Annotated in this window: 23 protein-coding genes; 10 read left to right on the top strand and 13 right to left on the bottom strand. The window is 54.2% G+C overall.

The genetic code is table 11. The features are described 5' to 3' along the window. Positions 1-105: 105 nt before the first annotated feature. The 5 genes from arcD to arcA form a co-directional block, all read right to left on the bottom strand. Complete coding sequence (gene arcD / locus KI228_RS19140) at positions 106-1581, bottom strand: arginine-ornithine antiporter (RefSeq protein WP_042999241.1); 1476 nt, start codon at positions 1579-1581, stop codon at positions 106-108. A gap of 34 nt (positions 1582-1615) precedes the next feature. Continuing rightward, positions 1616-2695, bottom strand: coding sequence for an alanine/ornithine racemase family PLP-dependent enzyme (locus KI228_RS19135; RefSeq protein WP_042999242.1), 1080 nt, complete (start codon positions 2693-2695; stop codon positions 1616-1618). A 65-nt stretch (positions 2696-2760) separates the two neighbouring features. Next, complete coding sequence (argF, locus tag KI228_RS19130) at positions 2761-3777, bottom strand: ornithine carbamoyltransferase (protein ID WP_044264666.1); 1017 nt, start codon at positions 3775-3777, stop codon at positions 2761-2763. 110 nt (positions 3778-3887) lie between these two features. After that, positions 3888-4820, bottom strand: a complete 933-nt coding sequence (gene arcC / locus KI228_RS19125) for a carbamate kinase (RefSeq protein WP_061069575.1) — start codon at positions 4818-4820, stop codon at positions 3888-3890. A 10-nt stretch (positions 4821-4830) separates the two neighbouring features. Beyond that, positions 4831-6051, bottom strand: coding sequence for an arginine deiminase (arcA, locus tag KI228_RS19120; protein ID WP_042999245.1), 1221 nt, complete (start codon positions 6049-6051; stop codon positions 4831-4833). A 677-nt stretch (positions 6052-6728) separates the two neighbouring features. Here arcA and KI228_RS19115 point away from each other — a divergent pair. From KI228_RS19115 to KI228_RS19105, 3 genes are all read left to right on the top strand, one after another. Next, entirely contained in the window at positions 6729-7181 is a 453-nt protein-coding gene (locus KI228_RS19115; RefSeq protein WP_061069576.1) for a YhcH/YjgK/YiaL family protein, read from the top strand. 470 nt (positions 7182-7651) lie between these two features. Next, positions 7652-8752 (top strand): NapC/NirT family cytochrome c, encoded by a 1101-nt coding sequence (locus KI228_RS19110; protein ID WP_042999247.1) that lies wholly within the window; start codon positions 7652-7654, stop codon positions 8750-8752. 27 nt (positions 8753-8779) lie between these two features. Beyond that, positions 8780-11227, top strand: a complete 2448-nt coding sequence (locus KI228_RS19105) for a molybdopterin guanine dinucleotide-containing S/N-oxide reductase (RefSeq protein ID WP_046401402.1) — start codon at positions 8780-8782, stop codon at positions 11225-11227. A gap of 95 nt (positions 11228-11322) precedes the next feature. Here KI228_RS19105 and argF (KI228_RS19100) read toward each other — a convergent pair whose 3' ends face one another. Further along, positions 11323-12327, bottom strand: coding sequence for an ornithine carbamoyltransferase (argF, locus tag KI228_RS19100; RefSeq protein ID WP_061069577.1), 1005 nt, complete (start codon positions 12325-12327; stop codon positions 11323-11325). After that, complete coding sequence (argL, locus tag KI228_RS24645) at positions 12297-12392, bottom strand: putative translational regulatory protein ArgL (RefSeq protein ID WP_371192323.1); 96 nt, start codon at positions 12390-12392, stop codon at positions 12297-12299. Before argL ends, argF (KI228_RS19100) begins: the two co-directional genes overlap by 31 nt. 98 nt (positions 12393-12490) lie before the next feature. On the opposite strand from argL, the gene rraB reads away from it, so the two are divergent. The 3 genes from rraB to KI228_RS19085 all read left to right on the top strand — a co-directional run bounded on the left by rraB (position 12491) and on the right by KI228_RS19085 (position 14660). Beyond that, on the top strand, positions 12491-12916 hold the full coding sequence (rraB, locus tag KI228_RS19095; RefSeq protein ID WP_042999249.1) for a ribonuclease E inhibitor RraB: 426 nt from the start codon (positions 12491-12493) through the stop codon (positions 12914-12916). Between the two features lie 61 nt (positions 12917-12977). After that, positions 12978-13742 (top strand): tRNA isopentenyl-2-thiomethyl-A-37 hydroxylase MiaE, encoded by a 765-nt coding sequence (miaE, locus tag KI228_RS19090; protein ID WP_042999250.1) that lies wholly within the window; start codon positions 12978-12980, stop codon positions 13740-13742. A gap of 87 nt (positions 13743-13829) precedes the next feature. Continuing rightward, positions 13830-14660 (top strand): hypothetical protein, encoded by an 831-nt coding sequence (locus tag KI228_RS19085; protein WP_044253257.1) that lies wholly within the window; start codon positions 13830-13832, stop codon positions 14658-14660. Positions 14661-14666: 6 nt separating this feature from the next. Here the strand turns inward: KI228_RS19085 and KI228_RS19080 are convergent, their stop codons facing one another. Then, positions 14667-15164 carry a GNAT family N-acetyltransferase gene (locus KI228_RS19080; protein WP_044264657.1) on the bottom strand — a complete coding sequence of 166 codons (498 nt, stop codon included), beginning with the start codon at positions 15162-15164 and terminating at the stop codon, positions 14667-14669. A gap of 190 nt (positions 15165-15354) precedes the next feature. On the opposite strand from KI228_RS19080, the gene KI228_RS19075 reads away from it, so the two are divergent. Further along, the gene (locus tag KI228_RS19075; RefSeq protein ID WP_061069578.1) at positions 15355-16554 is read left to right on the top strand and encodes a YjgN family protein; all 1200 of its coding nucleotides are present in this window, start codon (positions 15355-15357) and stop codon (positions 16552-16554) included. A 54-nt stretch (positions 16555-16608) separates the two neighbouring features. On the opposite strand, the gene KI228_RS19070 is transcribed toward KI228_RS19075, so the two are convergent. The 3 genes from KI228_RS19070 to pepA form a co-directional block, all read right to left on the bottom strand. Continuing rightward, the gene (locus KI228_RS19070) at positions 16609-19464 is read right to left on the bottom strand and encodes a valine--tRNA ligase (RefSeq protein ID WP_042999254.1); all 2856 of its coding nucleotides are present in this window, start codon (positions 19462-19464) and stop codon (positions 16609-16611) included. Next, complete coding sequence (holC, locus tag KI228_RS19065) at positions 19464-19907, bottom strand: DNA polymerase III subunit chi (RefSeq protein ID WP_042999255.1); 444 nt, start codon at positions 19905-19907, stop codon at positions 19464-19466. Before holC ends, KI228_RS19070 begins: the two co-directional genes overlap by 1 nt. A 99-nt stretch (positions 19908-20006) precedes the next feature. Then, complete coding sequence (gene pepA, locus KI228_RS19060; protein WP_044253264.1) at positions 20007-21518, bottom strand: leucyl aminopeptidase; 1512 nt, start codon at positions 21516-21518, stop codon at positions 20007-20009. Positions 21519-21671: 153 nt separating this feature from the next. Here pepA and ytgA point away from each other — a divergent pair, with 153 nt between their 5' ends. The 3 genes from ytgA (at position 21672) to lptG (ending at position 23967) form a co-directional block, all read left to right on the top strand. Beyond that, on the top strand, positions 21672-21722 hold the full coding sequence (gene ytgA, locus KI228_RS19055) for a protein YtgA (RefSeq protein WP_211180521.1): 51 nt from the start codon (positions 21672-21674) through the stop codon (positions 21720-21722). A 62-nt stretch (positions 21723-21784) separates the two neighbouring features. After that, on the top strand, positions 21785-22885 hold the full coding sequence (gene lptF, locus KI228_RS19050; protein WP_042999257.1) for an LPS export ABC transporter permease LptF: 1101 nt from the start codon (positions 21785-21787) through the stop codon (positions 22883-22885). After that, a complete protein-coding gene (gene lptG / locus KI228_RS19045; protein WP_061069579.1) occupies positions 22885-23967 on the top strand; it encodes an LPS export ABC transporter permease LptG in 1083 nt (360 codons plus the stop codon). Before lptF ends, lptG begins: the two co-directional genes overlap by 1 nt. Positions 23968-24030: 63 nt before the next feature. Here the strand turns inward: lptG and KI228_RS19040 are convergent, their stop codons facing one another. Both KI228_RS19040 and idnR read right to left on the bottom strand, forming a co-directional pair. Further along, the gene (locus KI228_RS19040; protein WP_090048283.1) at positions 24031-25533 is read right to left on the bottom strand and encodes a helicase HerA-like C-terminal domain-containing protein; all 1503 of its coding nucleotides are present in this window, start codon (positions 25531-25533) and stop codon (positions 24031-24033) included. A gap of 78 nt (positions 25534-25611) precedes the next feature. Then, complete coding sequence (gene idnR / locus KI228_RS19035) at positions 25612-26610, bottom strand: DNA-binding transcriptional regulator IdnR (RefSeq protein ID WP_042999260.1); 999 nt, start codon at positions 26608-26610, stop codon at positions 25612-25614. Positions 26611-26662: the final 52 nt, after the last annotated feature.

Raw genomic sequence — 26662 nt, 5'->3', positions numbered from 1 at the left:
CGCTTCAGCATCCTGACGGATGGCATCTGCATGAAAAAATATTCCACTTAGTCGTCTAAGGGAAGGCGGAGTTTTGCCGCTTCGTCTTCCCTGTGTTGACGTGCATCAACTGAGCGTGAGCACGCCGGTCGCCAACAGATAGACCGCGTAGATCCCTGCGACCACCACCATAATAGCCAGAACGATCTCTATTGGATTGAAAAGTCTTCCATTTTTCTCCTTCCGCGCCCAGACATAAAAAACGATACCGAGGGCGTAGAGGATCATCGACAGCAGCAGATATTCCATCCCGGCGGCATAGACCAGCCAGGCACCATAGAGTGTTGCCAGCGCGCCGATGATGATGTCGCGGGTGATGGAATGCTGTTCATCACGGTTATAACCGTCCTTCTGCCACGCCACTTTCAGGGCATACAAACCGCTGAGAAAATAGGGGATCAGGATCATTGAGGTGGCCAGCAGCAGCAGCGCAAGATACCCCGCCTGTTGAAAATGGGCGATGATCAGGAACAGTTGGGTCAGCCCATTGGTCAGCAGCAGCGCATTGACCGGCGCTTTGTTGGCGTTTTCTTTGCCCAGGAATTTGGGCATGGTGCCGTCTTTACCGGCCATATACGCCGTTTCCGCAGACAATAACGTCCAGGCCAGCAGCGCGGCGCCGACGGAAACGATAAGACCGATATTCATCAGGGCTGCGCCCCACGGCCCGACCGCCGCTGCCAGTACGCCTGCAGTAGAAGGGTTCTTCAACTGTGCGAGTTCTGGCTGAGACAGAACGCCGAGCGACAGCACCGAGACGGCGACAAACAGCAGGATTGAGATGAAAAATCCAATCATGGTGGCTTTACCCACGTCTGATTTTTTCATCGCCCGGCCCGAGTACATGGCGGCGCCTTCAATACCGATGAAAACCCAGGTGGTGACCAGCATGATGTTTTTCACCTGGTCCATAACAGAGCCAAGCTGTTCATTGCCCCAGAATTCAATCTTAAAGGTGCGAACCTGAAAGGCGACGCTGACCAGCACAACAAACATGATCAGAGGAACCACTTTCGCGACCGTGCCGATCAGATTGAGCAGGGCGGCACCCTGTACGCCGCGACAGATCAGGAAATGCAGACTCCAGAGCAGAATTGATCCCACAATCAGCGCAGAAAGGGTGGTGCCGTCGCCAAAGAAACCGAGCGCGCTGAAGGAGCCGAGTGCGGAACAGATCACCACATAGTATGAAACGTTGCCGATCCACGCCGAGATCCAGTAACCCCAGGCGGAGTTAAAACCGATGTACTCGCCAAAACCCGCGCGGGCATAACCATACACGCCGCCTTCCACTTCGCTTTTACGGTGCGCCAGGGTCTGGAAGACAAAGGCGAGGGTTAACATGCCGATAAAGGTAATTCCCCAGCCGATCAGGATCGCGCCAGCGCCTGCTTTGGCCGCCATGTTCTGCGGCAGAGAGAATACCCCGGCGGCGATCAGCGCGCTGACCACAAGCGCCGTTAGCGCCGGAAGTTTGAGCTTACCTTCGGACTGGGAGGTCGAAGCGTCCGCAGCCGGTTTGCTGGTATCAAGAGTAGTCATGAAGAGAGTCCTCAATCTGACAGAAAGTGATTTTTTAGAAGTAGCTGTATTGTTTGCCGACGTATTCGGAGGTCATGCACTGCAAGACGCCGCTGTATCCCAGGGAGAAATAGACGATGTCGCCCACCTGATATCCCGATGCGGCGTGGGTGACGTCGAGGATCAGGTGATCGGAACTGGCGCCGAGCACTTTGACGCCGGGATCAAATGGCCGGAGCTGGGAGAAGGAGACGTCCTGTTCGCCGAGCGCGGCCAGCGCCCGGTGGTGTACGCCAAGATCTTCGAATACCGGCTTTCTCCCCATGGCATCCAGCGCCGTGGAGTGTTGCGGAACGGAGGGCTTGTCTTTCAGCTCGATGATCTCCACGCCGAGCTTGATAGCGTCCTGGCGGGTGTCGGGGATTGGCTCGTCATTCAGGCCGAACCCCATGATCAGCGACGCGCCAAGTCGCAACTGGTTGACGCCCGTCGGCAGCCCACCGTTGATCAGCAGGAACAGGGCGGCGGAGCTGGCGCCGGAAATCGTGCGCAGTGCAATACCCAACTCGTCTTCGATCTGATGGGCGAGATCGACCAGCGCCTGTTGGTTTTCGGTGGTGGGTTCCACTCCGCCGTAGCAGGCAAGATTGGCGCCCAGTCCTTCCAGCGTCAGCCCCGGCAGTTCTTTGTGTACCAGACGCGCAAGGCGTCGTGTCTCCAGCGGATCCACGCAGCCTTCGCGCAGATCGCCCAGGTCATGCATCAGAATGACCCGGTGCGTTTTGTTCTGCGCTATGGCTGCCGCAGAGAGCGCCTGCAACGTATGTTCTTCGGAGTTCAGCGAGATATCCGCATAGGCCACGATGTCGTGCGCAAGGCTTATCTGCGGCAGACGCAGCAGCAGTTTGTCGACGGGCAGATCGGCGATTTTTTTGAGATTCTGGATGCGGGAATCTGCAATCGTGCTGATTCCTGCATCAATCATGGCTCTGGCGACATTTGCCGCTTCGCAGCTCAGCTTATTGACACCGACAGGCTCTACCCCGTGCTGGCGACATAGCGCAATCAGCGTCCGGGTGTTGTCACGAATGACCGAAAGATTAACGAAGAGGCAGGGAAAGTCCTGATTTCGCATAATGGGTCTCCTAACGTGGGCGCGGGTCAGGAAGGCACCCGCACCCGGTGCATTCGGTCCAGTCGCTATCGTGTGAGTGAGTCGCCGAGCGTCGCCACCATCACCGCTTTGATGGTGTGCATGCGGTTTTCCGCTTCGTCGAACACGATGGAGTGTGCGGATTCGAAAACGTCTTCCGTCACTTCTAGCCCTTTCAGGCCGTAGGCGGCTTCAATTTCACGACCCACTTTGGTGTGTTCGTTATGGAAGGCGGGCAGGCAGTGCATGAACTTCACGTTGGGGTTGCCGGTGGCGTCGATGACCTTCTGGTTGATCTGGTACGGCGTCATCAGGCTGACGCGCTCAGCCCAGGCCTCTTTCGGTTCACCCATGGAGACCCAGACGTCGGTGTACAGAAAATCAACGTCGTAGACGCCTTCTTCCACATCGTCCGTCAGCGTGATGCGTGCCCCGGTGGTGCTGGCGATGCTGCGGCATTGCGCAACCAGCGCTTCATCTGGCCAGAAGGATTTTGGCGCGACGAGGCGAATATCCATGCCCATCTTCGCGGCGCCGACCATCAGGGAATTGCCCATGTTGTTGCGCGCATCACCAAGGTAGGCGAAGCTCAGTTCGGGCAGCGTTTTCCCCGGCGCGTGCTCCAGCATGGTCATCAGATCCGCGAGGATCTGCGTGGGATGGAATTCGTCGGTCAGACCGTTCCACACCGGCACTCCGGCGTATTGCCCCAGTTCCTCAACGATCTGCTGACCGAACCCGCGGTATTCGATGCCGTCGTACATCCGGCCCAGTACACGAGCGGTATCTTTCATCGACTCTTTATGACCGATCTGCGAGCCGCTTGGGCCGAGGTAAGTGACCTGCGCGCCCTGGTCGAATGCCCCAACTTCAAAGGCACAGCGGGTGCGGGTGGAGGTTTTTTCGAATATCAGCGCAATGTTTTTCCCGATCAGCGTTTGCTGTTCGCGACCGGCTTTTTTCGCCGCTTTCAGTTCAATCGCCAGATCGATAAGGAACTGGATCTCCGCTGGCGTAAAGTCGAGAAGTTTCAAAAAGTTTCTATTTTTCAGTGAAATAGCCATCAATGTATCCTTGTTAAAATGAACTGCCTGATGACGCTGCGCTTATCAGGCCTACGGACGTGAATCGGTGTAGGCCGGATAAGGCGAGGCCGCCATCCGGCAAAAAAGCCTTAAGCGTCAACATCGGCGGTTTCGCGCCGAATCAGGGTGCCTTTATCGCCGGCGAGAATGGCCGGGCCATCGGCCAGCGAACCGATGCCCGCAATGCCGTGGCAGCGGCTGACAAAGTTGGCGCAGGCGCTGACTTTTGGCCCCATCGAACCGGCGTCAAATTGCATTTCGCTTAAGCGTTCCGGCGTCACCTGTGCCAGCGGACGCTGGGTCGGTTTGCCCCAGTCGAGGTACACCGCGTCGGCGTCGGTCAGGATCAGCAGCGCGTCAGCGTGGATCTGGCTGGCGAGCAGCGCGGCGGAAAGGTCTTTGTCGATCACCGCTTCCAGGCCGTGGTAACCGTCTGCTTTCTCGACGACCGGCACACCGCCGCCACCGTTACAGATGACCAGATGATCGCGGGCGATCAGCGCCTGGATGGCGTCGCTCTCTACGATGCGTTTTGGCTGTGGTGAAGGCACCACACGGCGGAACGCTTTGCCATCCGCTTTGAAGACCCAACCTTTTTCAGCCTGCAACGCGTCGGCCTGGGCAGGGTCATAAACCGGACCGATATACTTGGTCGGGTTATGAAAGGCCGGATCGTCAGGGTCCACTTCCACCTGCGTGAGCAGGACACTGATTTCGCGCTGCGGCAGTTGGTTCTTCAGCGCCTGTTGCAGCATGTAGCCGATCATTCCCTGGCTTTCTGCCCCGAGAATGTCCAGCGGGTAGGGGGTGACGCCGTCGTAGGCGCTGTTTTGCAATGCCAGCAGGCCCACCTGCGGCCCGTTGCCGTGAACCAGCACCACCCGCCATTGCTGTGTGAGTTGGGCGATGGTTTTCGCCGCCAGGACGATGTTCTTGCGCTGGATGTTGGCTTCCAGCGGTTCGCCGCGCTTGAGCAACGCATTGCCGCCGAGGGCAACAACCAGAGTCGGTTTGTTTTGCATGGTGGGTTCCTTAAATGCCATCGCGTTCCAGTGGGCAACTCATGCAGCGTGCGCCGCCGCGTCCGCGCCCCAGTTCATCGCCAGGGATTGGCAGCACGGTGATGCCGGCTTTGTCATATTTCTCGTTGGTCCAGATGTTGCGCTCGTAGCCCACGACGACGCCGGGGCGCAGCGTGAGGACGTTGTTGGCGTCGTTCCACTGCTCACGCTCGGCTTCAAAGGCGTCGCCGCCGGTGGTAATCAGACGCACCTGATCGATGTCGAGCGCTTTCTCAATGGCGTTAATCAACGTGCGTTCTTCGGTACGTTTCAGGCCACCGCGCCCGTCTGGCGTTAAGGTCCAGCACTGCACGTCCTGGCGCACCACTTCCGGGTAGACGGAGAAGGTGTCGATATCGATGTGGGTCATGACGGTGTCGAGGTGCATACAGGAGCGGTGTTTGGGAAGCTCAACGGCAATCACCCGTTCGGCCTGACGATGGTTAAAAAGCGACTGGGCAAGGAACTCAATTCCCTGCGGCGTCGTGCGTTCAGACATGCCGATTAGCACCGCACCGCGCCCGATGACCAGCACATCGCCGCCTTCTAAGGTGGCATGGTCGTAATTGATATTCTCGTCGCCGAAATATTTAATAAAATCGCCGTCAGCAAATTGCGGATGCCAGCGATAGATGGCCCGCAGATTATTCGTTTCACGCTGGCGAGCCGGTTTGGCCATTGGGTTAATGGATACGCCGTTATATATCCAGCAGGAGGTATCGCGGGTAAATAAATGGTTTGGCAATGGCTTCATAATAAAGTCATTAATATCGTGGGTATCCACCACCATATTTTTAATTGAGGCGGGAATTTCACCGTAGGTGAGTCCGCCGCTTAAATGACGGGCCAGTTCCCGGTGCGGCATATCGGCCAGCCAGGCGCGGATGTCGGTGGCGAAAGTCGGGCCAAGTCGGTAATCCGAGATTTGCGTTTCCAGTAGCCAGCTTTTGGCATCCGCGATATCCAGAGTTTGTGTCAGTAAATCAGTCAGTAACAGAACTTCGATACCCTGCTCGCGTAACGTGTTGGCGAAAATATCATGCTCTTCACCTGCACGTTCGACGGACAGTACGTCATCAAACAGCAGCTCCTGGCAGTTAGACGGCGTGAGGCGTTTCAGGCTGAGATTAGGGCGATGCAACATCACACTGCGTAGTTGGCCGATTTCAGAACCGACATAATGTTTTTCCATTACGATACCTTTCACTCTATTTAAGGAATAAAAAGGGGGTGGCTGCGAATAATGAAAATGCTCGCAGTCATAACTGTTCCGATATTTTTAGAGAGGCATCATTGAATTATTTAGAAGTCAGGAATGTGATGAATTTCACATCCATTCGGTTATTTGTTTTTTCTTAATTAATATATGACGGAGGTCTGAGAAATAACAAAAATAAAAAGTCTTTACCTGAATTACTACGCATTTATACGTCAGATTATTCTTTTGTGTTAATTGTTTGTTGGCTAAAGCAAAGAATGATGTCAATGTAACATCATGATTTTTATAGACTAATAATAATTTACTGCATAGATATGCGTATTGTGAATTATATTATTTTCGCTATAAAGTAAATTGAGCAATAAATATGGCGATTGTCATTGATTAAGCAGTGGAAATGAATTGTGATCGACTAATGGTTTTTCTTGTAAACCATTATATAACAATAGCTTGATAGCATTGTCTATTGGGTGTGTTTACATTTTATGCATTAAAGATGCATAGATCGCTGTTTAGCGTTAACAGACAGTCAACAACTTCAGCGATAAACATGCGCTGACGCAAAACTTTGCATGATAGCGATGGCACGCTCGGGTTTTTTTCCGTATAACAACTAAAATTGAAACGCTGTTTTGAATGAGGGGTATGAGATGATCGTTGGTAATATTCACCATCTGCAATCCTGGCTTCCTGAAGAACTCCGCCAGGCGATTGAGTACATTAAGGCAAACGTCACCGAGGCGACGGAGAAGGGGAAACATGAGATTGACGGTAGCCGTCTGTTCTACCTGATTTCTGAAGATATGACCGAACCGTTCGAGAAGCGTCGTGCGGAGTATCACGCGCGCTATCTGGATATTCAGATCGTGCTGAAAGGGCAGGAAGGAATGACCTTCAGCGTACTGCCTGCCGGTAAACCGGATACCGACTGGCTGGCTGATAAAGACATCGCCTTTTTAGCGGAATGGGAGCAGGAGAAAACATTGATCCTGAATGAAGGTGACTTTGTCGTCTTTTATCCGCAAGAAGTGCACAAACCGCTGTGCGCCGTCGGCACGCCTGCGCCGGTGCGTAAAGCGGTGGTTAAACTGCTGGTGGCTTAAACAGAAAGGCAGGCATTGCTCAGCCGCTCCGTGAATCGGAGCGGCTGTCCTTTTTATGATTTATCCTGCATTCGTCCGTAACGATCCTTGCGTCTGCGCATGCGGTAAAAATAATAAACTGCATTTATCTTCATTCAGATGTTAACCGAACGGTAAAAACGGTTTATTTCAGGCATTAATAGTGCACCGCGATCACATTATTTACTTATATATTTAAATATATAACGGTGGCTTGATTTTAGTTAGTCGTTATATATTTAATTTCATATCGCTATCGCCATAACTTCAGTCACAACATACCGTTAGCTGTAACCTTTCCTGTTAACTTTCAAAAACTCGATCAAAAGCACGTTTAACTCTTTCTGGTTAATAACACTTTTGTGTTACATCAATTCTTGTTGAAAAATCATCCAGCAAAATACATTACACAAAATTAAATATTAACTTTTGAATTAATTTCAGGGCAAGGTATGAATAAAAAATGGAAGTGGATAGCGGGTCTTGTATTCGTGGGCATTCTGCTGGGGGGAGCACTCGTGCTGTCATCTATGTGGATGATGCATAAAACGTCAGACACCTCGTTTTGTCTCTCCTGCCACACAATGCAAGCACCCTATGAAGAGTACCAGGGATCTGCGCACTTTATGAACCAAAAAGGTATCCGTGCGGAGTGCCGTGATTGCCACATTCCGCAATCGGGTATGGATTACCTGATCACCAAAGTTCGGGCCAGTAAGGATATCTGGCATGAGTTTGTCACCGGCAAAATTGATACACCGGAAAAATATGAGGCGCATCGCCTTGAGATGGCGGAGACCGTCTGGGAGCAGATGAAAGCTAACGATTCGGCGACCTGCCGCTCGTGCCATCAGTTTGACGCCATGGATCTTCAAAAGCAGAGTGCCGATGCACAGAAAATGCATGCGCTGGGTATTAAAGAAAAACAAACCTGTATTGATTGCCATAAAGGTATCGCGCACTTCCCGCCTGAAATCACCATTGACACCAAAGCGCATGATGCGCTGATGGAAAACGCACGCCAGACGCCGGTTGATGCGAAAGAAGTGTACCCCGTCGCGCCTGCCGCACTGGGTAACCTGGGCACAGTTTATCCGGCCACCAAACTGAACGTGGTGGGACATTCCGGCGATGCGCGGGAAGTGGAGATTATCGGTAGCCAAATGCAAGGCGCTGAACAGGTGATTTACTTCGCGGCGGGTCAGCGTTTGGTCCTTGCCACACTTACCGACGAAGGTCAAAAAGCGCTCAAAATCTCCAGCGACTGGGAAAAGGATCCCTACGGAAACGCATGGCGCAATGTGTCTCTACGCGCACCTCTGGCTGAACCCGCACTGAGTAAACCCGACGTGATCTGGGATTACGCCAAAACTCTCGACAAAACGTATTGTTCCGGATGTCATGCGCCGATTTCCTCCGAACATTACACCTTAAATGCCTGGCCTTCCGTAGCAAAAGGGATGGGCGCGAGAACGGATATTAGCGCCGAGGATTTAGACATCCTGACTCGCTGGTTCCAGTATCACGCCAAAGATTTTACCTCTAAGGAATAACTAACAATTACGATTAAAGGAAAACCTATGAACCTTACACGACGTAACTTTATTAAGTATGCTGGCGGTTCCGCTGGCGCGATGATGATTACCTCGGCAATCCCGATGCCAGCGTGGGCCGCAGACGCGCCGGGTAATGCCATCCTGACCGCAGGACGTTGGGGGGCGATGTACATCGACGTTAAAGACGGCAAAATTGTGTCGTCGCGCGGTGCGCTGGCGAAAACGATTCCCAACGATCTGCAAACTACCGCACCCGATCAGGCGCATACCCCGTGCCGTATTCAATCTCCGATGGTGCGTAAAGGCTTCCTCAATGCGCCGGGCAAACCGGATGGCAATCGTGGTAAAGACGAATTCGTCAAAGTGTCATGGGAAGACGCTCTGAAGCTCATCCACGAGCAGCACGCCCGTATCCGTGCCGAGCATGGCCCATCTTCCATTTTTGCGGGATCTTATGGCTGGCGCTCCAGTGGTGTGCTGCATAAAGCGCAGACGCTGCTGCAGCGTTACATGAGCATGGCGGGCGGCTATACCGGGCATACCGGCGACTACTCCACTGGCGCGGCGCAGGTGATCATGCCGCACGTCGTCGGCTCGGTAGAAGTTTACGAACAGCAAACGGCATGGCCGCTGATCCTCGAACATAGTCAGGTGGTGGTCCTGTGGGGTCTTAACCCACTGAACACCCTGAAAATTGCCTGGACCAGTACGGATGAGCAAGGCCTCGAGTACTTCAATAAACTGAAAGCGTCCGGCAAAACTGTTATCGCCATCGATCCGCAACGCTCAGAAACTATCGATTTCTTCGGTGATAAAGCACAGTGGATTGCGCCGAATATGGGTACCGACGTGGCGCTGATGTTAGGTATTGCGTCCGCGCTGGTAGAAAAAGGACTGCATGACAAAGCCTTCCTCGATAAATACACCACTGGCTATGGCGAATTCGAAGCGTATCTGACGGGTAAAAACGACAACACGCCGAAAAATCCGGCCTGGGCCGAGAAGATTTGCGGCGTTCCGGCGAAGCAAATGGAAATTCTGGCGGAAATCTTTGCCAAGAATAAAACCATGCTGATGGCGGGTTGGGGCATTCAGCGTCAGCAGTATGGTGAACAGCGCCACTGGATGCTGGTTACCCTGGCGGCGATGCTCGGCCAGATTGGTACCGAGGGCGGCGGTTTTGGTTTCTCTTACCATTACTCTAACGGCGGCAACCCAACTCGCAGTGGCGGAGTGCTGTCGGCCATTTCAGCGACAATCGCAGGCGGCTCGTCTGCTGGCAACGACTGGGCAACCTCCGATGCGGTGGAAGCGTTCCCGGTTGCGCGTATCGTTGAAGCCCTGGAAAACCCCGGCGGCAAATATCAACATAACGGTAAGGAACAAACCTTCCCCGATCTGCGCATGATCTGGTGGGCCGGCGGTGGCAACTTCACTCATCATCAGGATACCAACCGCCTGGTAAAAGCCTGGCAAAAACCGGAACTGGTGGTGATCTCCGAGTGCTACTGGACGGCTGCCGCCAAGCACGCGGATATTGTTCTGCCGATCACCACATCGTTTGAACGTAACGATCTGACCATGACCGGCGACTACAGCAACCAGCATCTGGTGCCGATGAAACAAGCCATCCCCCCACAGTTCGAAGCCCGCAATGATTTTGACGTGTTCGCGGATATGGCTGAGCTGCTGAAACCAGGCGGTAAAGCTGTTTATACCGAAGGCAAGAGCGAAATGGACTGGCTGCGCGAGTTCTACGACGTGGCGCAGAAAGGCGCGCGCCAGCAGCGCGTCAATATGCCGCAGTTCACCGCCTTCTGGGAAGCGAACAAGCTGATCGAAATGCGTAAGAACCCGAAAGAAGAAGTTTTCGTGCGCTATGCCGATTTCCGCAAGGACCCGGTGATGAACCCACTGGGTACGCCGAGCGGTAAAATCGAGATTTACTCGAAAACCATCGAAGGTTTCAACTATAAGGATTGCCCGGCGCATCCGACCTGGCTGGAACCAGACGAATGGGCTGGCAACGCTAAAGAGGGTGAACTGCAGCTGTTGACCGCGCACCCGGCGCACCGTTTACACAGTCAGCTTAACTATGCGTCGCTGCGCAAACAGTATGCGGTGGCCAACCGCGAGCCGTTATACATCCATCCAGAAGATGCGAAAAAACGTGGCATTGCCGACGGCGATTTGGTGCGTGTCTGGAACACGCGTGGACAGGTGTTAACCGGCGCGAAGGTTACTGATGGCATCAAGCAAGGTGTGGTATGTATCCATGAAGGCGCATGGCCGGATCTGGATTACGCAGGTACCGGGATCTGTAAAAACGGTGGAGCTAACGTGCTTACCAAAGACATCCCGACCTCGCGTCTGGCGAATGGCTGCGCGGGCAACACTGCGCTGGTGATGGCGGAGAAATACACCGGACCGGAGCTGGAACTTACCGCGTTTACGCCGCCAATGGGCGCATAATTCACGGTTGTAATACTGGGCGAAAATGGTGATTTTCGCCTCAGACTGGTGATGAACCCCACAGTGTTATGTGGGGTTTTTCTTTGCGAACAATATTACTGCGCCAGCGTCGCCACCATCACTGCTTTAATGGTGTGCATCCGGTTTTCAGCCTGGTCAAACACAATACTGGCCGGGGATTCAAACACCTCATCGGTGACTTCCATTCCGCCGTGCAGACCAAATTCCTCCGCCATTTTTTTACCGAGCGAGGTCTGATCGTCATGAAATGCGGGCAGGCAGTGCAGAAACTTCACCTGCGGATTCCCGGAAAGCGCCATCATCTGGCTGTTGACCTGATAGTCGCGCAGCATGGCGATACGTTCCGCCCACATCTCTTTCGGTTCGCCCATCGACACCCAGACATCGGTGTAGATAAAGTCCGCCCCTTTCACGCCAGCCGCGATATCTTCGGTGAGCGTAATGTTACCGCCATTTTTCTTCGCCATTGCGCTGCATTCTGCGACCAGCGACGCTTCCGGCCAGCAGCTTTTGGGGGCCACCAGACGCAGGTCCAGCCCGGTGAGCGCGGCGGCTTCCAGCATTGAGTTACCCATGTTATTGCGCGCATCGCCCGCGTAAACCAGCGTCATCTCGTTAAACGCCTTACCTGGTAGATGTTCCTGCATTGTCAGCAGGTCAGCCAGTAATTGCGTAGGATGGAACTCGTTGGTCAACCCATTCCATACCGGTACACCGGCATATTCGGCCAGCGTTTCGACTACTTCCTGACCGTAACCGCGATACTGAATGCCGTCATACATCCGGCCCAGCACGCGAGCGGTGTCTTTAATTGACTCTTTATGCCCAATCTGGCTGCCGCTGGAACCGAGATAAGTGACGCGAGCCCCCTGGTCGTAAGCGGCAACTTCGAAAGAGCATCGTGTACGGGTCGAGTCTTTTTCGAAGATGAGCGCGATGTTTTTGCCAGTAAGCTTTTGTTCTTCTTTGCCATTTTTCTTATCAGCTTTCAGTTTTGCGGCAAGTTGGACGAGTGCGGTGAGTTCAGCAGGGGTGAAATCGAGTAACTTTAAAAAATGCTTCTGATAAAAACCTGACATAGTTCCCTCCTATGGCGAATGCCATCTATTGAATTAAAATTCAATTTATATGGATGGTTATGCATTTGCAACCCCGTTTCACAAATCTTTTCTGGAAAGGTGGAGGCAATGACGGCGGTATGTGACAATAAGAGTATCGGCAGGACATTATGAGGAACGAGCCATGGCAAACCCGGAACTACTGGAAGAGCAGCGTGAAGAGACGCGCCTGATTATTGAAGAATTACTGGATGATGGTAGCGACCCGGACGCACTGTACACCATCGAACACCACCTTTCCGCAGACGATTTCGAAACCCTGGAAAAAGCGGCGGTAGAAGCGTTTAAACTCGGCTACGAAGTCACTGAGCCAGAAGAGCTGGAAGTCGAAGAAGGCGACACTGTGATTTGCTGCGATATCCTCAGTGAATGTGCGCTGAAAGCTGACCTTATCGACGCGCAGGTTGAACAGTTGATGAACCTGGCCGAGAAATATGACGTCGAATACGATGGCTGGGGCACCTACTTTGAAGATCCGAACGGTGAAGACGGTGAAGAGGGCGACGACGAAGACTACGTCGACGAAGATGACGACGGCGTGCGTCACTAAGATTACCAGGCGTTAAAAAGTACGGCAGCGCCTGCTGTCGTACTCTTCCAACAGGTTACTCATGAACTACCCGCAAATACTTTCTCCGGTGCTTAACTTTCTGCACTGTCCGACCCCGCAGGCATGGATTGACCAGGCGCGCGATCCGCAAAACCTCCCTCTGCTGCTCACCGATCATCTGATATGCGAACTCAAGGCGGCGCAAACGGCGATGCTATTGGTGCGTAAGTATGTAGCGGATAAACCGGGTGCGGATGCGCTGCTCGCCTGGTTACAGCCGTATGAAGCCTTTGCCTTCCGGGAAGGGCCGGAACCGGACTTTGTTGCGCTCCATAAACAGATTGGTAAAAGCGTAATGCCGGAAACGGACGATCCGTGGGGCCGCCAGCTTATCGACAGCATGGTGTTGTTGATAAAGGAAGAATTGCACCATTTCTGGCAGGTGCGCGAAGCGATGCAGGCCCGCAACATTCCTTACGTGAAGATCACCGCCAGTCGCTACGCGAAAGGGATGCTGAAAGCGGTGCGCACGCACGAGCCGCTGACGCTGATTGATAAGCTGATTTGCGGTGCTTACATCGAAGCGCGCTCCTGTGAACGCTTCGCCGCGCTGGCTCCGTTTCTCGATGACGATCTGCAAAAGTTCTATCTGTCGCTGCTGCGATCCGAAGCGCGCCACTATCAGGACTATCTGGCGCTGGCGCAACAGGTTTCGCAGGAAGATATTTCTCCCCGCGTCCGCTATTTTGGCGACGTGGAAGCGGCGCTGATCGTCTCGCCGGACAACGAGTTTCGCTTTCACAGCGGTGTCCCCGTCGCCTCTTAATTTCGGTAGTTCTGCCCGCCGCAAGGTGACATCCCGACGTGGGCAGTGAAAAATGTCTCTTTTTCAGGGCAAGGAATACCAATACCGATGAACTGGACACATGTACTTCTCGCAGGCTACGTCGGCGCGGTCATCGCCGCGGTGATAGGGCTCATGCGTAAAAAAGGCTGGGTAGGGAAGGCTTCTGGCGCGGTGCTGATGATTGTGGCGATCGTCGCGTGGAACCTGTTTGACGTGCACTACCTGATCCCGCGAGAAAAAGCGGCGTCCGGTCAGACGGAAGAGCAGCAGTTTGATGCCGCGCTACTGCAAATGCCGACGTTTCAGGTACTGAAGGAACAGGAGCCGGCATTTTGGGTCCATCTTCGCACCCAGGCGCTGCAGCTGAAAAATGAAGGCAAAACCGAACAACAAATAATCGATACCATTCAACCGCAGGTGCTGCAAATTCAGATGTCGCGTTTACAGCAGGCGCCGGACAGTAATGTCATTGACTATATGAAGATCAATCTCGAACAGACTGCGGCGGTGCAGAAAAAAGGCGACGATGAGTGTTTCCGCTTTCTCTTCCCGCAGGTCAAAGGCGGCATTAACCCGACGCGTCTGATCTCACCGGATATTCTGAAACGGCGTATGGAAGGCGATGCGGCGATGATGCGAGCGGCATACGGTCCTAATAAACACACGGTAACCGACACCGAGAAGCAGCAGGCCATGCAGGATCTGCAAAGCGTCGTACCAGTACTGGTGCAGCGCTACGGGCAGGATGTTCAGCTTATGGCTGAGCCGGAGAAGGGGATCGGGAAAGAAAAGGTCGTCTGCAATCTGGTGCAGGATATGTGGACGGAAGTGCTGAAATTGCCAGCCGCGCAGGCCGCTGGCGTGATTCGACTTTCGGTATCGCCTGAGATGCAATAGCCGGTATTACAGGGGTTTGAGCATCCGCACTTCGCAATCGACGTGCCCGGTGCAGCCCAGCGGTTCGCTGATATGCTCAAACCCTAAATGTTCGTATAGACCAATCGCCTCGCGTAAAAAGGCGGTCGTTTCCAGATAGCAATGTTTAAATCCCAGCGCGCGGGCGTGATCCATCGCCATCAGCGCCAGCTTTTTCGCCATGCCTTGTCCGCGCGCCACGGGCAAAAAGTACATTTTTTGCAGTTCGCAAATATCGGGTTCGCTACAGGTTAACGGCGCAATTCCGCCGCCCCCCACCACTTCGCCATTACGCTCCACCACCCAATATGCATGTCCTGGTTGCGAGTAGAGCTGATACAGCTCATCAAGATTTGGATCGGCAACGGTATAGCCTTTATCAGCGGTAAGGCCATATTCGGCGGAAACCTGACGGATAACGGCAGCGATGACCTGGTTATCCCCGGCCGTCAGGCGACGTAACGTGAGCGCGTCAAAAACATTCATTTTACTACCCGGTTAAACAATACTAATAATTTGAACTAATAGCATCCCCGGCCAGGTGATGCAAGCACCTTATAACATAGCGGGTGGATGTTATTTATGCAGATAATAAGGTAATATCTCTATTGGCTGGTATTTCTATTGCCTGCTAATAATGTGTATTTTTAAGGATGATTAACGACAGGGATTTATTATGCAGGAATATCTTATAAAAGAAGAGGCACCATCACACGCTTTTGAATTTCGTGGCGATGGCGGAAGTTATTTTCTTATTTGTCTGGTCAATTCGTTGCTGGTACTGGTGACATTAGGAATTTACCTGCCGTGGGCATTAATGAAATGCCGTCGCTATATTTATTCCAATATGACCTTAAATGGACAGCCGTTTAGCTGGAAGGTGACAGGTGGCGATGTGTTCCTGAGCTGGTTTATGCTGCTGGTGATTTATATTGCAGGCATGACATTGATAAGCATGGAATATTTTTTCATTGGCGCGGCCTTACTGGTAGCACTGATCTTAGCAATACCTGTCCTGGTGATGAAAAATCTGCAATATCAGGCAGTGAAGACCTCGTTAAATAGTATCCGTTTTGGTTTTCGTTTCTCTGCGCTTAAGGCATTCTGGAATATTCTGTGTCTGCCCATGCTGTTGCTTATGGCGCTGGGGGTGGTGATATTTTGCCTGCTACAGGTGTGTCCAACAGAAAGCCCGGGAGAAGTGATTTTCACGGTAATCGTGCTGGGGCTGACGGGCCTTGCCGGCGTGGGAGTGGTCAGCGGGGTGACGTACAGTCGGTTGATGAGGATGGTGGGGGATGGCGGCCGCTTTGGTGTCCACGCATTCTCTGTGCAGATAAATGTCTGGCATTGTATTAAATCCGCGATTCTGGCCATGGCAGCGCTGCTGCCTTTTCTCGCCGTGGTCGGTTTTATCGCGATTGCTCTGTTTAAATCGATATACGAACTCGATGTGACGGGGATGGCGGAAGAGGAAATTGAAGCGTTAATCCTCATCGAATATCAACGACAGATTGTGATAAGCCAGATTATCTATTATCTGGGCATTGCCATTTCAATGAGTTATTTGATTGTGGCGTTTCGTAATCACTTTCTGAATAACCTGCAACTCGCCGACGGACACATTCGTTTTCGTTCCACGCTGACTTTCCATGGCATGGTTTATCGCCTGGGGGGGTTATATGTGATTTCTGCTATCACTGGTGGGCTGGCGTATCCACTGCTGCGCATGTGGCTGATTACCTGGCTGGCGAAAAATACGTACGTGGTGGGCGATCTCGATACGTTACCACTTGCTGACAGCGATGAGCGCGTGGATAACGGTCTGGTATCGCGACTCTCACGCGGCGTGATGCCGACGCTCAATTTTATGTAGTGATAAAAAAGGCCGGAGCAAGCTCCGGCCTTTATACATTATCGCTTTCCGCGATTACAGCGCGGCGATAACCGCCTGCTGCTCAATCAGTTTCGCTTTCGCCTCGGCATAACCTTCCAGCTTCTCACGCTCTTTGGCGATCACCGCTTCCGGCGCACGCGCCACAAAGCCTTCGTTAGCGAGTTTGTTTTCGATACGGCTAATTTCGCCTTCGATTTTCGCCACTTCTTTCGCCAGACGCGCCAGTTCATCGTCTTTATTGATGAGACCCGCCATCGGGATCAGCAGTTCGGCGCCGTCGATGATTTTAGTCACGGAGACCGGACCCTTGTCATCAGCAGGCAGTACGGTGATGCTTTCCAGACGCGCCAGGTTCAGCAGGAAGCTGCGGTTGTCGTTTACGCGACGCATCGCGTCATCGCTGCAACCCCGCAGCAGCAGCTCAAGCGGTTTGCCCGGCGCAATGTTCATTTCCGCACGGATGTTACGTACGGCAACGATCGCCTGCTTCAGCCATTCGGTGTCCGCGAGTGCGGCTTCATCAACCTGTGCGGCGTTATATTCCGGGAACGGCTGCAGCATGATGGTGTCAGCGGTAATGCCGGCAATCACTTTCACACGCTGCCAGATGGTTTCAGTGATAAACGGGATGATCGGGTGCGCCAGGCGCAGCAGACCTTCCAGCACGGTCACCAGCGTATGGCGGGTGCCACGCAGTTCAGCTTCCGTTCCGCCGGTCATGACCGGTTTGGTCAGCTCCAGGTACCAGTCACAGAACTGGTTCCAGGTAAACTCATACAAAATGCCCGCGGCGATATCGAAGCGGAAGTTATCCAGTGCTTCACGGTACGCTTTGGTGGTCTGGTTGAATTCCGCGAGGATCCAGCGGTCCGCCAGCGACAGTGTCATCTCGCCGCCGTTGAATCCGCAATCCTGTTCTTCGGTGTTCATCAGCACAAAACGGCTGGCGTTCCACAGCTTGTTACAGAAGTTACGGTAACCTTCCAGGCGCTTCATGTCCCAGTTGATGTCGCGACCGGTCGAAGCCAGCGCGGCGAGGGTGAAACGCAGGGCATCGGTGCCGTGCGGTTCAATGCCGTCCGGGAACTGTTTTTCGGTACGTTTGGCAATTTTTTCAGCCAGTTGTGGCTGCATCATGTTGCCGGTACGTTTTTCCAGCAGTTCCGGTAACGAAATACCGTCGACCATATCCAGCGGGTCAATTACGTTACCCTTGGACTTGGACATCTTCTGGCCCTCGTCGTCGCGGATCAGACCGGTCATGTAGACGGTTTTGAACGGAACCTGCGGCTTGCCATTTTCATCTTTGATGAAGTGCATGGTCATCATGATCATGCGGGCAATCCAGAAGAAGATGATGTCAAAGCCGGAAACCATCACGCTGGTTGGGTGGAACTGACGCAGCGCGTCGGTGTTTTCCGGCCAGCCGAGGGTGGAGAAGGTCCACAGCGCGGAGGAGAACCAGGTATCCAGCACGTCGTCGTCCTGACGCAGGGCAACGTCTGCGCTCAGGTTGTTTTCCTTACGCACTTCGTCTTCGTTGCGACCCACATAGACGTTACCGTCGTTGTCGTACCATGCCGGAATACGGTGACCCCACCACAGCTGACGGGAAATACACCAGTCCTGAATATCGCGCATCCAGGAGAAATACATGTTTTCGTACTGCTTCGGCACGAACTGAATGTCGCCGTTCTCAACGGCTTCTACCGCCGGTTTTGCCAGTACATCGGCACGGACGTACCACTGGTCGGTCAGCATCGGTTCGATGACCACGCCGCCACGGTCGCCGTACGGGACGGTCAGGTCGTGCGGTTTAATTTCTTCCAGCAGGCCCAGCGCGTCGATCGCCGCAACCACCGCTTTACGTGCGGCGAAGCGCTCCAGTTTCTGGAATTCCGCCGGAATTTCGTTGGAGTAGACGTCGGACTCATTGCCTTTGGTGTCGTACACTTCCGCCGTTTCGCGGATATCTCCATCAAAGGTGAAGATGTTGATCATTGGCAGGGCATGACGACGACCGACTTCGTAGTCGTTAAAGTCGTGCGCCGGGGTGATTTTCACGCAGCCGGTGCCTTTTTCCATGTCGGCGTGTTCATCACCGACGATCGGAATGCGGCGGTTCACCAGCGGCAACACCACGAATTTGCCAATCAGATCTTTATAACGCGGATCTTCCGGGTTAACGGCCACGCCGGTATCGCCCAGCAGGGTTTCCGGACGGGTGGTCGCCACCACCAGGTAATCTTTGCCGTCAGCCGTTTTTGCGCCGTCGGCCAGCGGGTAGCGGATGTGCCACATCGAGCCTTTAGACTCGCGGTTTTCCACTTCCAGATCGGAAATGGCGGTGCGCAGTTTTGGATCCCAGTTCACCAGGCGTTTGCCACGGTAAATCAGATCTTCTTTGTACAGGCGGACAAAGACTTCTTTCACGGCATTGGAAAGACCTTCGTCCATGGTGAAGCGCTCGCGCTCCCAGTCCACGGAGTTGCCGAGCCGACGCATCTGACGGGTGATGGTGCCACCGGATTCCGCTTTCCACTGCCAGATTTTATCGATAAAGGCATCGCGACCGTAGTCGTGGCGGGTTTTTCCTTCTTCAGCGGCAATTTTACGCTCAACCACCATCTGGGTCGCGATACCGGCGTGGTCGGTCCCGACCTGCCACAGGGTATTTTTCCCCTGCATGCGCTGATAGCGGATCAGCGTATCCATGATGGTTTGCTGGAAAGCATGACCCATATGCAAACTGCCGGTGACGTTCGGCGGCGGGATCATGATGCAGAAGGACTCTTTGCTTTCATCGCCGTTAGGCTTGAAATAGCCCTGCTTTTCCCAGTGCTCGTAAAGCGGCTGTTCGATATCTTGGGGGTTGTATGTCTTTTCCATTATTTCCAGGTTGCCGTATTCAGGTTAAAACCAGCCACGCGGTAGGCTTTGTAGCGTTCGCGTGCCGATTGTTTCAGAGAATCTTCGTAAGGGACGAAGTCTATCACTTCTGTGAAAGCGGTGGCAAAATCTGCAAAGCCAACGCGCAGGCTGATGAGCAGATCGCGCGGACTGCTGTTGCGTTTTTCCGGCCAGGCGATTTCTACCGGCGCACCGCCACGCGGCCCTTCACCGGCCAGATTGTGCGGGACGAAACGGTCAGCCGGTCTGGCCCATAGCGCCTCATCCAGGCGAATCGCCTGTTTTTCGTCTTCGCAGGCAATCAACACGCGTTTGCCGCTGCGCCAACGTTCTGCGGCAATCTCACACACCAGTTGCTCGACGGCGCTAAGGCCATCGTGTTGTGTGTCGTTGTCCAGAAGATAGAACGTTGCGTTTCTCATGATATGGGGCTTCTTGTGGTGGATTTAAATGCGTTGTCTTATTGCACACCGTAGGCCGGATGGCGCTGCGCTTATCCGGCCTACGGGGCAATTTCAAACTTACTCTTCGCCAGAAAAACCGGCACGATTGAGCAGGAACTGCGACAACAGCGCCACCGGACGACCGGTTGCGCCTTTGGCTTTCCCGGAACGCCATGCGGTACCGGCGATGTCGAGGTGCGCCCAGTTGTACTTGCGAGTAAAGCGCGACAGGAAACAGCCTGCGGTGATTGCGCCGCCAGGACGGCCGCCGATATTCGCCATATCCGCGAAGTTGGATTCCAGCTGTTCCTGATACTCATCACCCAGCGGCAGACGCCATGCGCGGTCGCCCGCTTGTTCGGACGCGCCGATCAGCTCGTGCGCCAGCGGGTTATGGTTCGACATCAGACCGGTAATGTGGTGGCCCAGCGCAATCACGCAGGCGCCCGTCAGGGTCGCCACGTCGATTACCGCTTCTGGCTCGAAACGCTCAACGTAGGTTAAGACGTCGCAGAGTACCAGACGGCCTTCGGCATCGGTGTTCAGCACTTCAACCGTCTGACCGGACATGGTCGTCAGTACGTCGCCCGGACGATAGGCGCGACCACCTGGCATGTTTTCACAGCCTGCCAGCACGCCGATGACGTTGATTGGCAACTGAAGCTCCGCCACCATGCGCATTACGCCATACACTGCCGCCGCACCGCACATGTCGTACTTCATCTCGTCCATGCCTTCAGCTGGCTTGATGGAGATACCGCCGGAGTCAAAGGTGAGCCCTTTACCGACCAACACAATCGGACGCACGTCTTCGGACGGACTGCCTTTGTACTCAATCACTGACATCAGCGATTCATTCTGCGAACCGTGACCGACGGCGAGGTATGCGTGCATTCCCAGCTCTTTCATCTGCTGTTCGCCGATGACGCGGGTGACCACATTCTTGCTGTAGCTGTCAGCTAACTGGCGCGCCTGAGAGGCTAAATAGGCGGCGTTACAGATGTTCGGCGGCATGTTGCCGAGATCTTTCGCGGCCTTAATGCCGGCAGCAATGGCCAGACCGTGCTGAATCGCACGCTCGCCGCTGGTCAGCTCACGGCGGGTCGGCACATTGAAGACCATTTTACGCAGCGGGCGGCGCGGCTCGCTTTTGGTGGTTTTCAGTTGATCGAAGCTGTACAGCGTCTCTTTGGCCGTCTCGACAGCCTGACGCACTTTCCAGTAGTTGTTGCGGCCTTTGACGTGCAGTTCGGTCAGGAAGCAGACGGCTTCCATTGAGCCGGTATCATTCAGAGTGTTGATAGTTTTCTGAATCACCTGCTTATACTGACGTTCATCCAGCTCGCGTTCTTTGCCACAACCGATGAGGAGGATACGCTCGGAAAGTACGTTGGGGACATGGTGTAACAACAGGGTCTGACCCGGTTTGCCTTCCAGTTCGCCACGACGCAACAGGGCACTGATGTACCCGTCGCTGATTTTATCGAGCTGTTCTGCAACCGGAGAAAGGCGGCGTGGTTCAAAGACGCCCACGACGATGCAGGCACTCCGCTGTTTCTCCGGGCTACCGCTTTTTACACTAAACTCCATGCACTACGCTCCTGAATCTTAAAGACAACGGCGGCGCCTGCGGTTAGAATTGCAAGCTTTCGTAACTCATATCCGCAGTTGCGGTGACTTCGTGTTAATCTTAACGTTATTACGGCATTGGCACATCAGAACGCGTTCTGAGTGGCGAATCCGCTGAGTATAATAATTTTAGCGACGATTTCGACGACTCAAGAGAATAAATGACGTTTAAGCCATGAAACAAGCTAAATTCCTGCAAAAGACGAGTTTTTACGGGCGTATTTAAAGTGATAATCATAAGATATCTGGTGCGGGAGACGCTCAAAAGCCAGCTTGCCATCCTCTTCATTCTGCTTTTGATCTTCTTTTGTCAAAAGTTAGTGAGGATCCTCGGCGCAGCGGTTGACGGTGACATTCCGGCAAATCTGGTGCTCTCGCTGCTGGGCCTCGGCGTGCCTGAAATGGCGCAGCTTATCCTGCCGCTCAGCCTGTTCCTCGGACTGTTGATGACGCTGGGCAAACTGTATACCGAAAGTGAAATTACGGTGATGCACGCCTGCGGTCTGAGCAAGGCCGTGCTGGTGAAAGCCGCCATGATCCTGGCGTTGTTCACCGGGATCATCGCCGCCGTTAACGTCATGTGGGCGGGGCCGTGGTCGTCAAAACATCAGGATGAAGTGCTGGCCGAAGCGAAAGCCAACCCCGGTATGGCCGCACTGGCGCAGGGGCAGTTCCAGCAGGCCACCAATGGCAGCTCGGTACTGTTTATTGAAAGCGTTGACGGTAGCGATTTCAAGGATGTGTTCCTCGCACAAATTCGCCCGAAAGGTAACGCCCGTCCTTCTGTGGTGGTCGCCGATTCCGGACATCTGTCGCAGATGCGCGACGGTTCGCAGGTGGTCACGCTGAACAAAGGCACCCGCTTTGAAGGCACCGCACTGCTGCGTGATTTCCGTATTACCGACTTCCAGGACTATCAGGCGATTATCGGTCACCAGGCGGTGGCGCTGGATCCGAACGACACCGACCAGATGGACATGCGCACGCTGTGGTCCACTGATACCGATCGCGCCCGTGCGGAACTGCACTGGCGTATCACGTTGGTATTCACCGTATTTATGATGGCGCTGATGGTCGTCCCGCTGAGCGTGGTCAACCCGCGTCAGGGCCGCGTGCTGTCGATGCTGCCCGCGATGCTGCTCTATTTGATGTTCTTCCTGATCCAGACCTCCCTGAAATCCAATGGCGGGAAAGGAAAGTTGGACCCGGTTATCTGGATGTGGGTGGTCAACCTGCTGTATCTGGCGCTGGCGGTGGGTCTTAACCTGTGGGATACAGTGCCGGTGCGCCGTCTGCGCGCCCGTTTTTCGCGTAAAGGAGCGGTGTGATGCAGCCATTTGGTGTCCTTGACCGCTATATCGGTAAAACCATTTTCACCACCATCATGATGACGTTATTCATGCTGGTGTCGCTTTCCGGCATCATCAAGTTCGTCGACCAGCTGAAAAAAGCCGGGCAGGGGAGCTACGACGCGTTGGGCGCGGGGATGTACACCCTGCTCAGCGTGCCGAAAGATGTGCAGATTTTCTTCCCGATGGCGGCATTGCTTGGTGCGCTATTGGGACTCGGGATGCTGGCGCAGCGCAGCGAGCTGGTCGTGATGCAGGCGTCGGGTTTTACCCGTATGCAGGTTGCGTTCTCGGTGATGAAAACCGCGATCCCACTGGTGCTGCTGACCATGGCCATCGGCGAGTGGGTTGCGCCGCAGGGCGAGCAGATGGCGCGTAATTACCGTGCGCAGGCGATGTACGGCGGTTCGCTGCTTTCCACCCAGCAGGGGCTGTGGGCGAAAGACGGCAATAACTTTGTTTACATCGAACGAGTGAAAGGTGACGAAGAGTTAGGCGGCATCAGCATTTATGCCTTCAACGATCAGCGTCGTCTGCAATCCGTGCGCTATGCTGCGTTGGCGAAGTTTGACCCGGAACAGAAGGTCTGGCGTCTGTCGCAGGTGGATGAGTCGAATCTGACCGATCCGAAGCAGATCACCGGTTCGCAAATGGTGAGCAGTACCTGGAAAACCAACCTCACGCCAGACAAACTGGGCGTGGTGGCGCTGGACCCGGATGCGCTCTCTATCAGCGGTCTGCACAACTATGTGAAATACCTGAAGTCGAGCGGCCAGGAGGCCGGGCGCTACCAGCTCAATATGTGGAGCAAAGTCTTCCAGCCGCTGTCCGTTGCGGTGATGATGCTGATGGCGCTGTCGTTCATCTTTGGTCCGCTGCGTAGCGTGCCAATGGGTGTGCGGGTGGTGACGGGGATAAGCTTTGGTTTTGTTTTCTACGTGCTGGACCAGATCTTTGGCCCGTTGACGCTGGTGTACGGTATTCCGCCGATTATCGGCGCCCTGCTGCCGAGCGCCTCGTTCTTCTTGATCAGTCTCTGGCTGATGATGCGTAAGTCATAATCGTTCGCCGCCATCCGGCAACGTAAAGCGCAGTGCCTGATGGCGCTGCGCTTATCCTTGGTACTAGCGTTTTCTGCCGCCCATCAGGCTGCCTAACATCCCGCGAATGAGCTGATTGGTGACCTGACGCGCTGCGCTTTTTGCCACGCTCTGCACTACGCCATCGCGCTTGCCACCGCGCGGTCCGGTACTGCCGAAGAGGATATCCTTCAGCCCGCCGAGGATCCCGTCGTCAACCGCCACCTCTTTGCCTTTCGCCGTCGGGTTACTTTGCGCTTCGGTCGTCGCCTTGACACTTTTTTGCAGCATTTCAAACGCGGATTCACGATCCAGGTCGTCTTCATATTTGCCATAAACCGGAGAGTGGTTGATAAGCCCATTGCGCTCATCATCCGTCACCGGTCCCATCCGTGAGCACGGGGCGATCACCATTGCCCGCTCGACGACCGATGGACTGCCTTTGGCATCGAGGAATGAAACCAGTGCTTCACCGGTGCCCAGTTCCTGAATCGCTTTCTCTGTATCAAACGCCGGATTGGCGCGCATGGTCTGCGCGGCGGTTTTCACCGCCTTCTGATCTTTCGGCGTAAAGGCGCGCAGGGCATGCTGAACGCGGTTGCCCAACTGACCGAGGACGTTATCCGGAATATCCGCCGGGTTTTGCGAAACAAACCAGACGCCAACCCCTTTCGAGCGGATCAGACGGATCACCTGTTCAATTTTATCCAACAGCACCTGCGGGGCGTCGTTGAACAGCAGATGCGCTTCGTCGAAAAAGAAGACCAGCTTCGGTTTTTCCAGATCGCCTGCTTCCGGCAGTTGCTCGTAAAGCTCGGAGAGCATCCACAGCAGGCTGGCTGCGTAGAGTTTTGGCATCTGGTAGAGCTTCTCGGCGCTGAGAATATTGATGATCCCTTTGCCACTGGCATCGGTCCGCATCCAGTCTTTGATGTCGAGCATCGGCTCGCCAAAGAAGTGCGTCGCACCTTGCTGTTCAAGCGTCAGCAGCCCACGCTGGATCGCTCCGACTGAAGCGCTGCTGATGTTGCCATACTGATTCTGGAAGGATTTAGCGTTATCGCCGATGTATTGCGTGATGGCCCGCAGATCTTTGAAATCCAGCAGCAACAGACCCTGGTCATCGGCAATACGGAAGATAATGTTCAGCACGCCGGACTGCACCTCGTTGAGGTTCAGCAGACGCGCCAGCAGCAGCGGCCCGAGGTCTGAGACCGTGGCGCGAACCGGATGACCTTTTTCGCCGAAGATGTCCCACAGTACCACCGGATTGCTGTGCGGTTGCCAGTCGGTAATGCCGATATTTTTCAGTCTGGCGAGCAGTTTTTCGGAAGCCTGGCCTTCGGCAGCGATGCCCGTTAAGTCACCTTTTACATCGGCCATAAAAACCGGTACGCCAATTTCCGACAGCGACTCGGCCAGCTTCTGTAGCGTGACGGTTTTCCCGGTCCCGGTCGCCCCGGTAATCAGCCCGTGGCGGTTCGCCATCCCGGGGAGTAAAAACAGTTCAGTGTCTGGCGTGCGGGCAATCAGCAGGGGTGAGCTCATGAGATTTCCTCCATTTATCCTGCGTCGAGTATAGGCAATGTGAGTGCAAGAGAATATGCGCCGGGGAGAGAAAATCACTTATAGCGTATTGCCGTGGTAAATCTGGTATCCCAAATCGATCGTATTGTGGTTGTGGTCGTTGTTCTTGATTTTGCTCAGCAACATCTGCGCCGCCATGCGGCCAATGTCAAAGCGGGGGGTGATGACGCTGGCAAGACTTGGGATCATCTGTCGGCCCATCTCCAGACCGTGGAAACCGGCAATGGAGACCTGTTCCGGCACGGACAGGTCGCGTTCCCGGCAAAACAGCAGCGCGCCCATCGCAATATCATCATTGGTGCAAAACACACCGTCTAAATCCGGGTGGGCAATCAGCGCGTCGCGCATCAGTTGCATGCCCAGACGAATCGACGAGATCGCTTTCGGGTTCACGCGCAGCGGCGTCAGGCCTCGCCGCGTCATCGCATCGCAGTAACCGCGAAAACGCTGTTCATCACGGATATCGTCTTTCGAGCCGAGATAAAGAATTTTGCGCCGCTGGCGTTTATCCAGCATGGTGCTGACCATATCAAATGCCGCCTGGCGGTTATCAAACCCGACTTCCATATCCAGCCGATCGCCCTGAATATCCATTAGCTCGATAATGGGAATGGCCGCCGAGCGCAGGAATTTCACCGTGCGCAGGGTGTGATACTTCTCGGAAAGAATGATGCCGTCGATATTGTAGGAGAGCAGATTGATCACCGACTCTTCTTCCGACTCACGATCGTAGTTGTAGTTGGCAATCAGCGTCTGGTAGTTATGGTCGGATGTCACCGATTCGATACCGGCAAGAATGTCGGCGAAGAGCTGGTTCTGAAAGGAGGGAATGAGCACGCCAAGCGTGTAGCTTTGCGCGTTCAGCAACATGGCTGGCGCACGGTTCGGGATGTAGTTGATCTCCTCCATGATCTGCGCGATACGCTCGCCAGTTTCCTTTGCGACCTTTTTCGGCGAGCGGATATAGCGGCTCACCGTCATTTTGGTTACGCCCGCGAGCGTGGCGATGTCCTGCAAAGAAATTCTGTGGTTCCTCATCTTCTCTCCGGTACCGGGGAGCGGCGGCGACATCGCCCCCCGGTGGTTAATC

This window comes from Citrobacter amalonaticus, from assembly GCF_018323885.1.
Lineage (GTDB): Bacteria > Pseudomonadota > Gammaproteobacteria > Enterobacterales > Enterobacteriaceae > Citrobacter_A > Citrobacter_A amalonaticus.
This window is presented reverse-complemented; position numbering and strand designations above follow the sequence as displayed.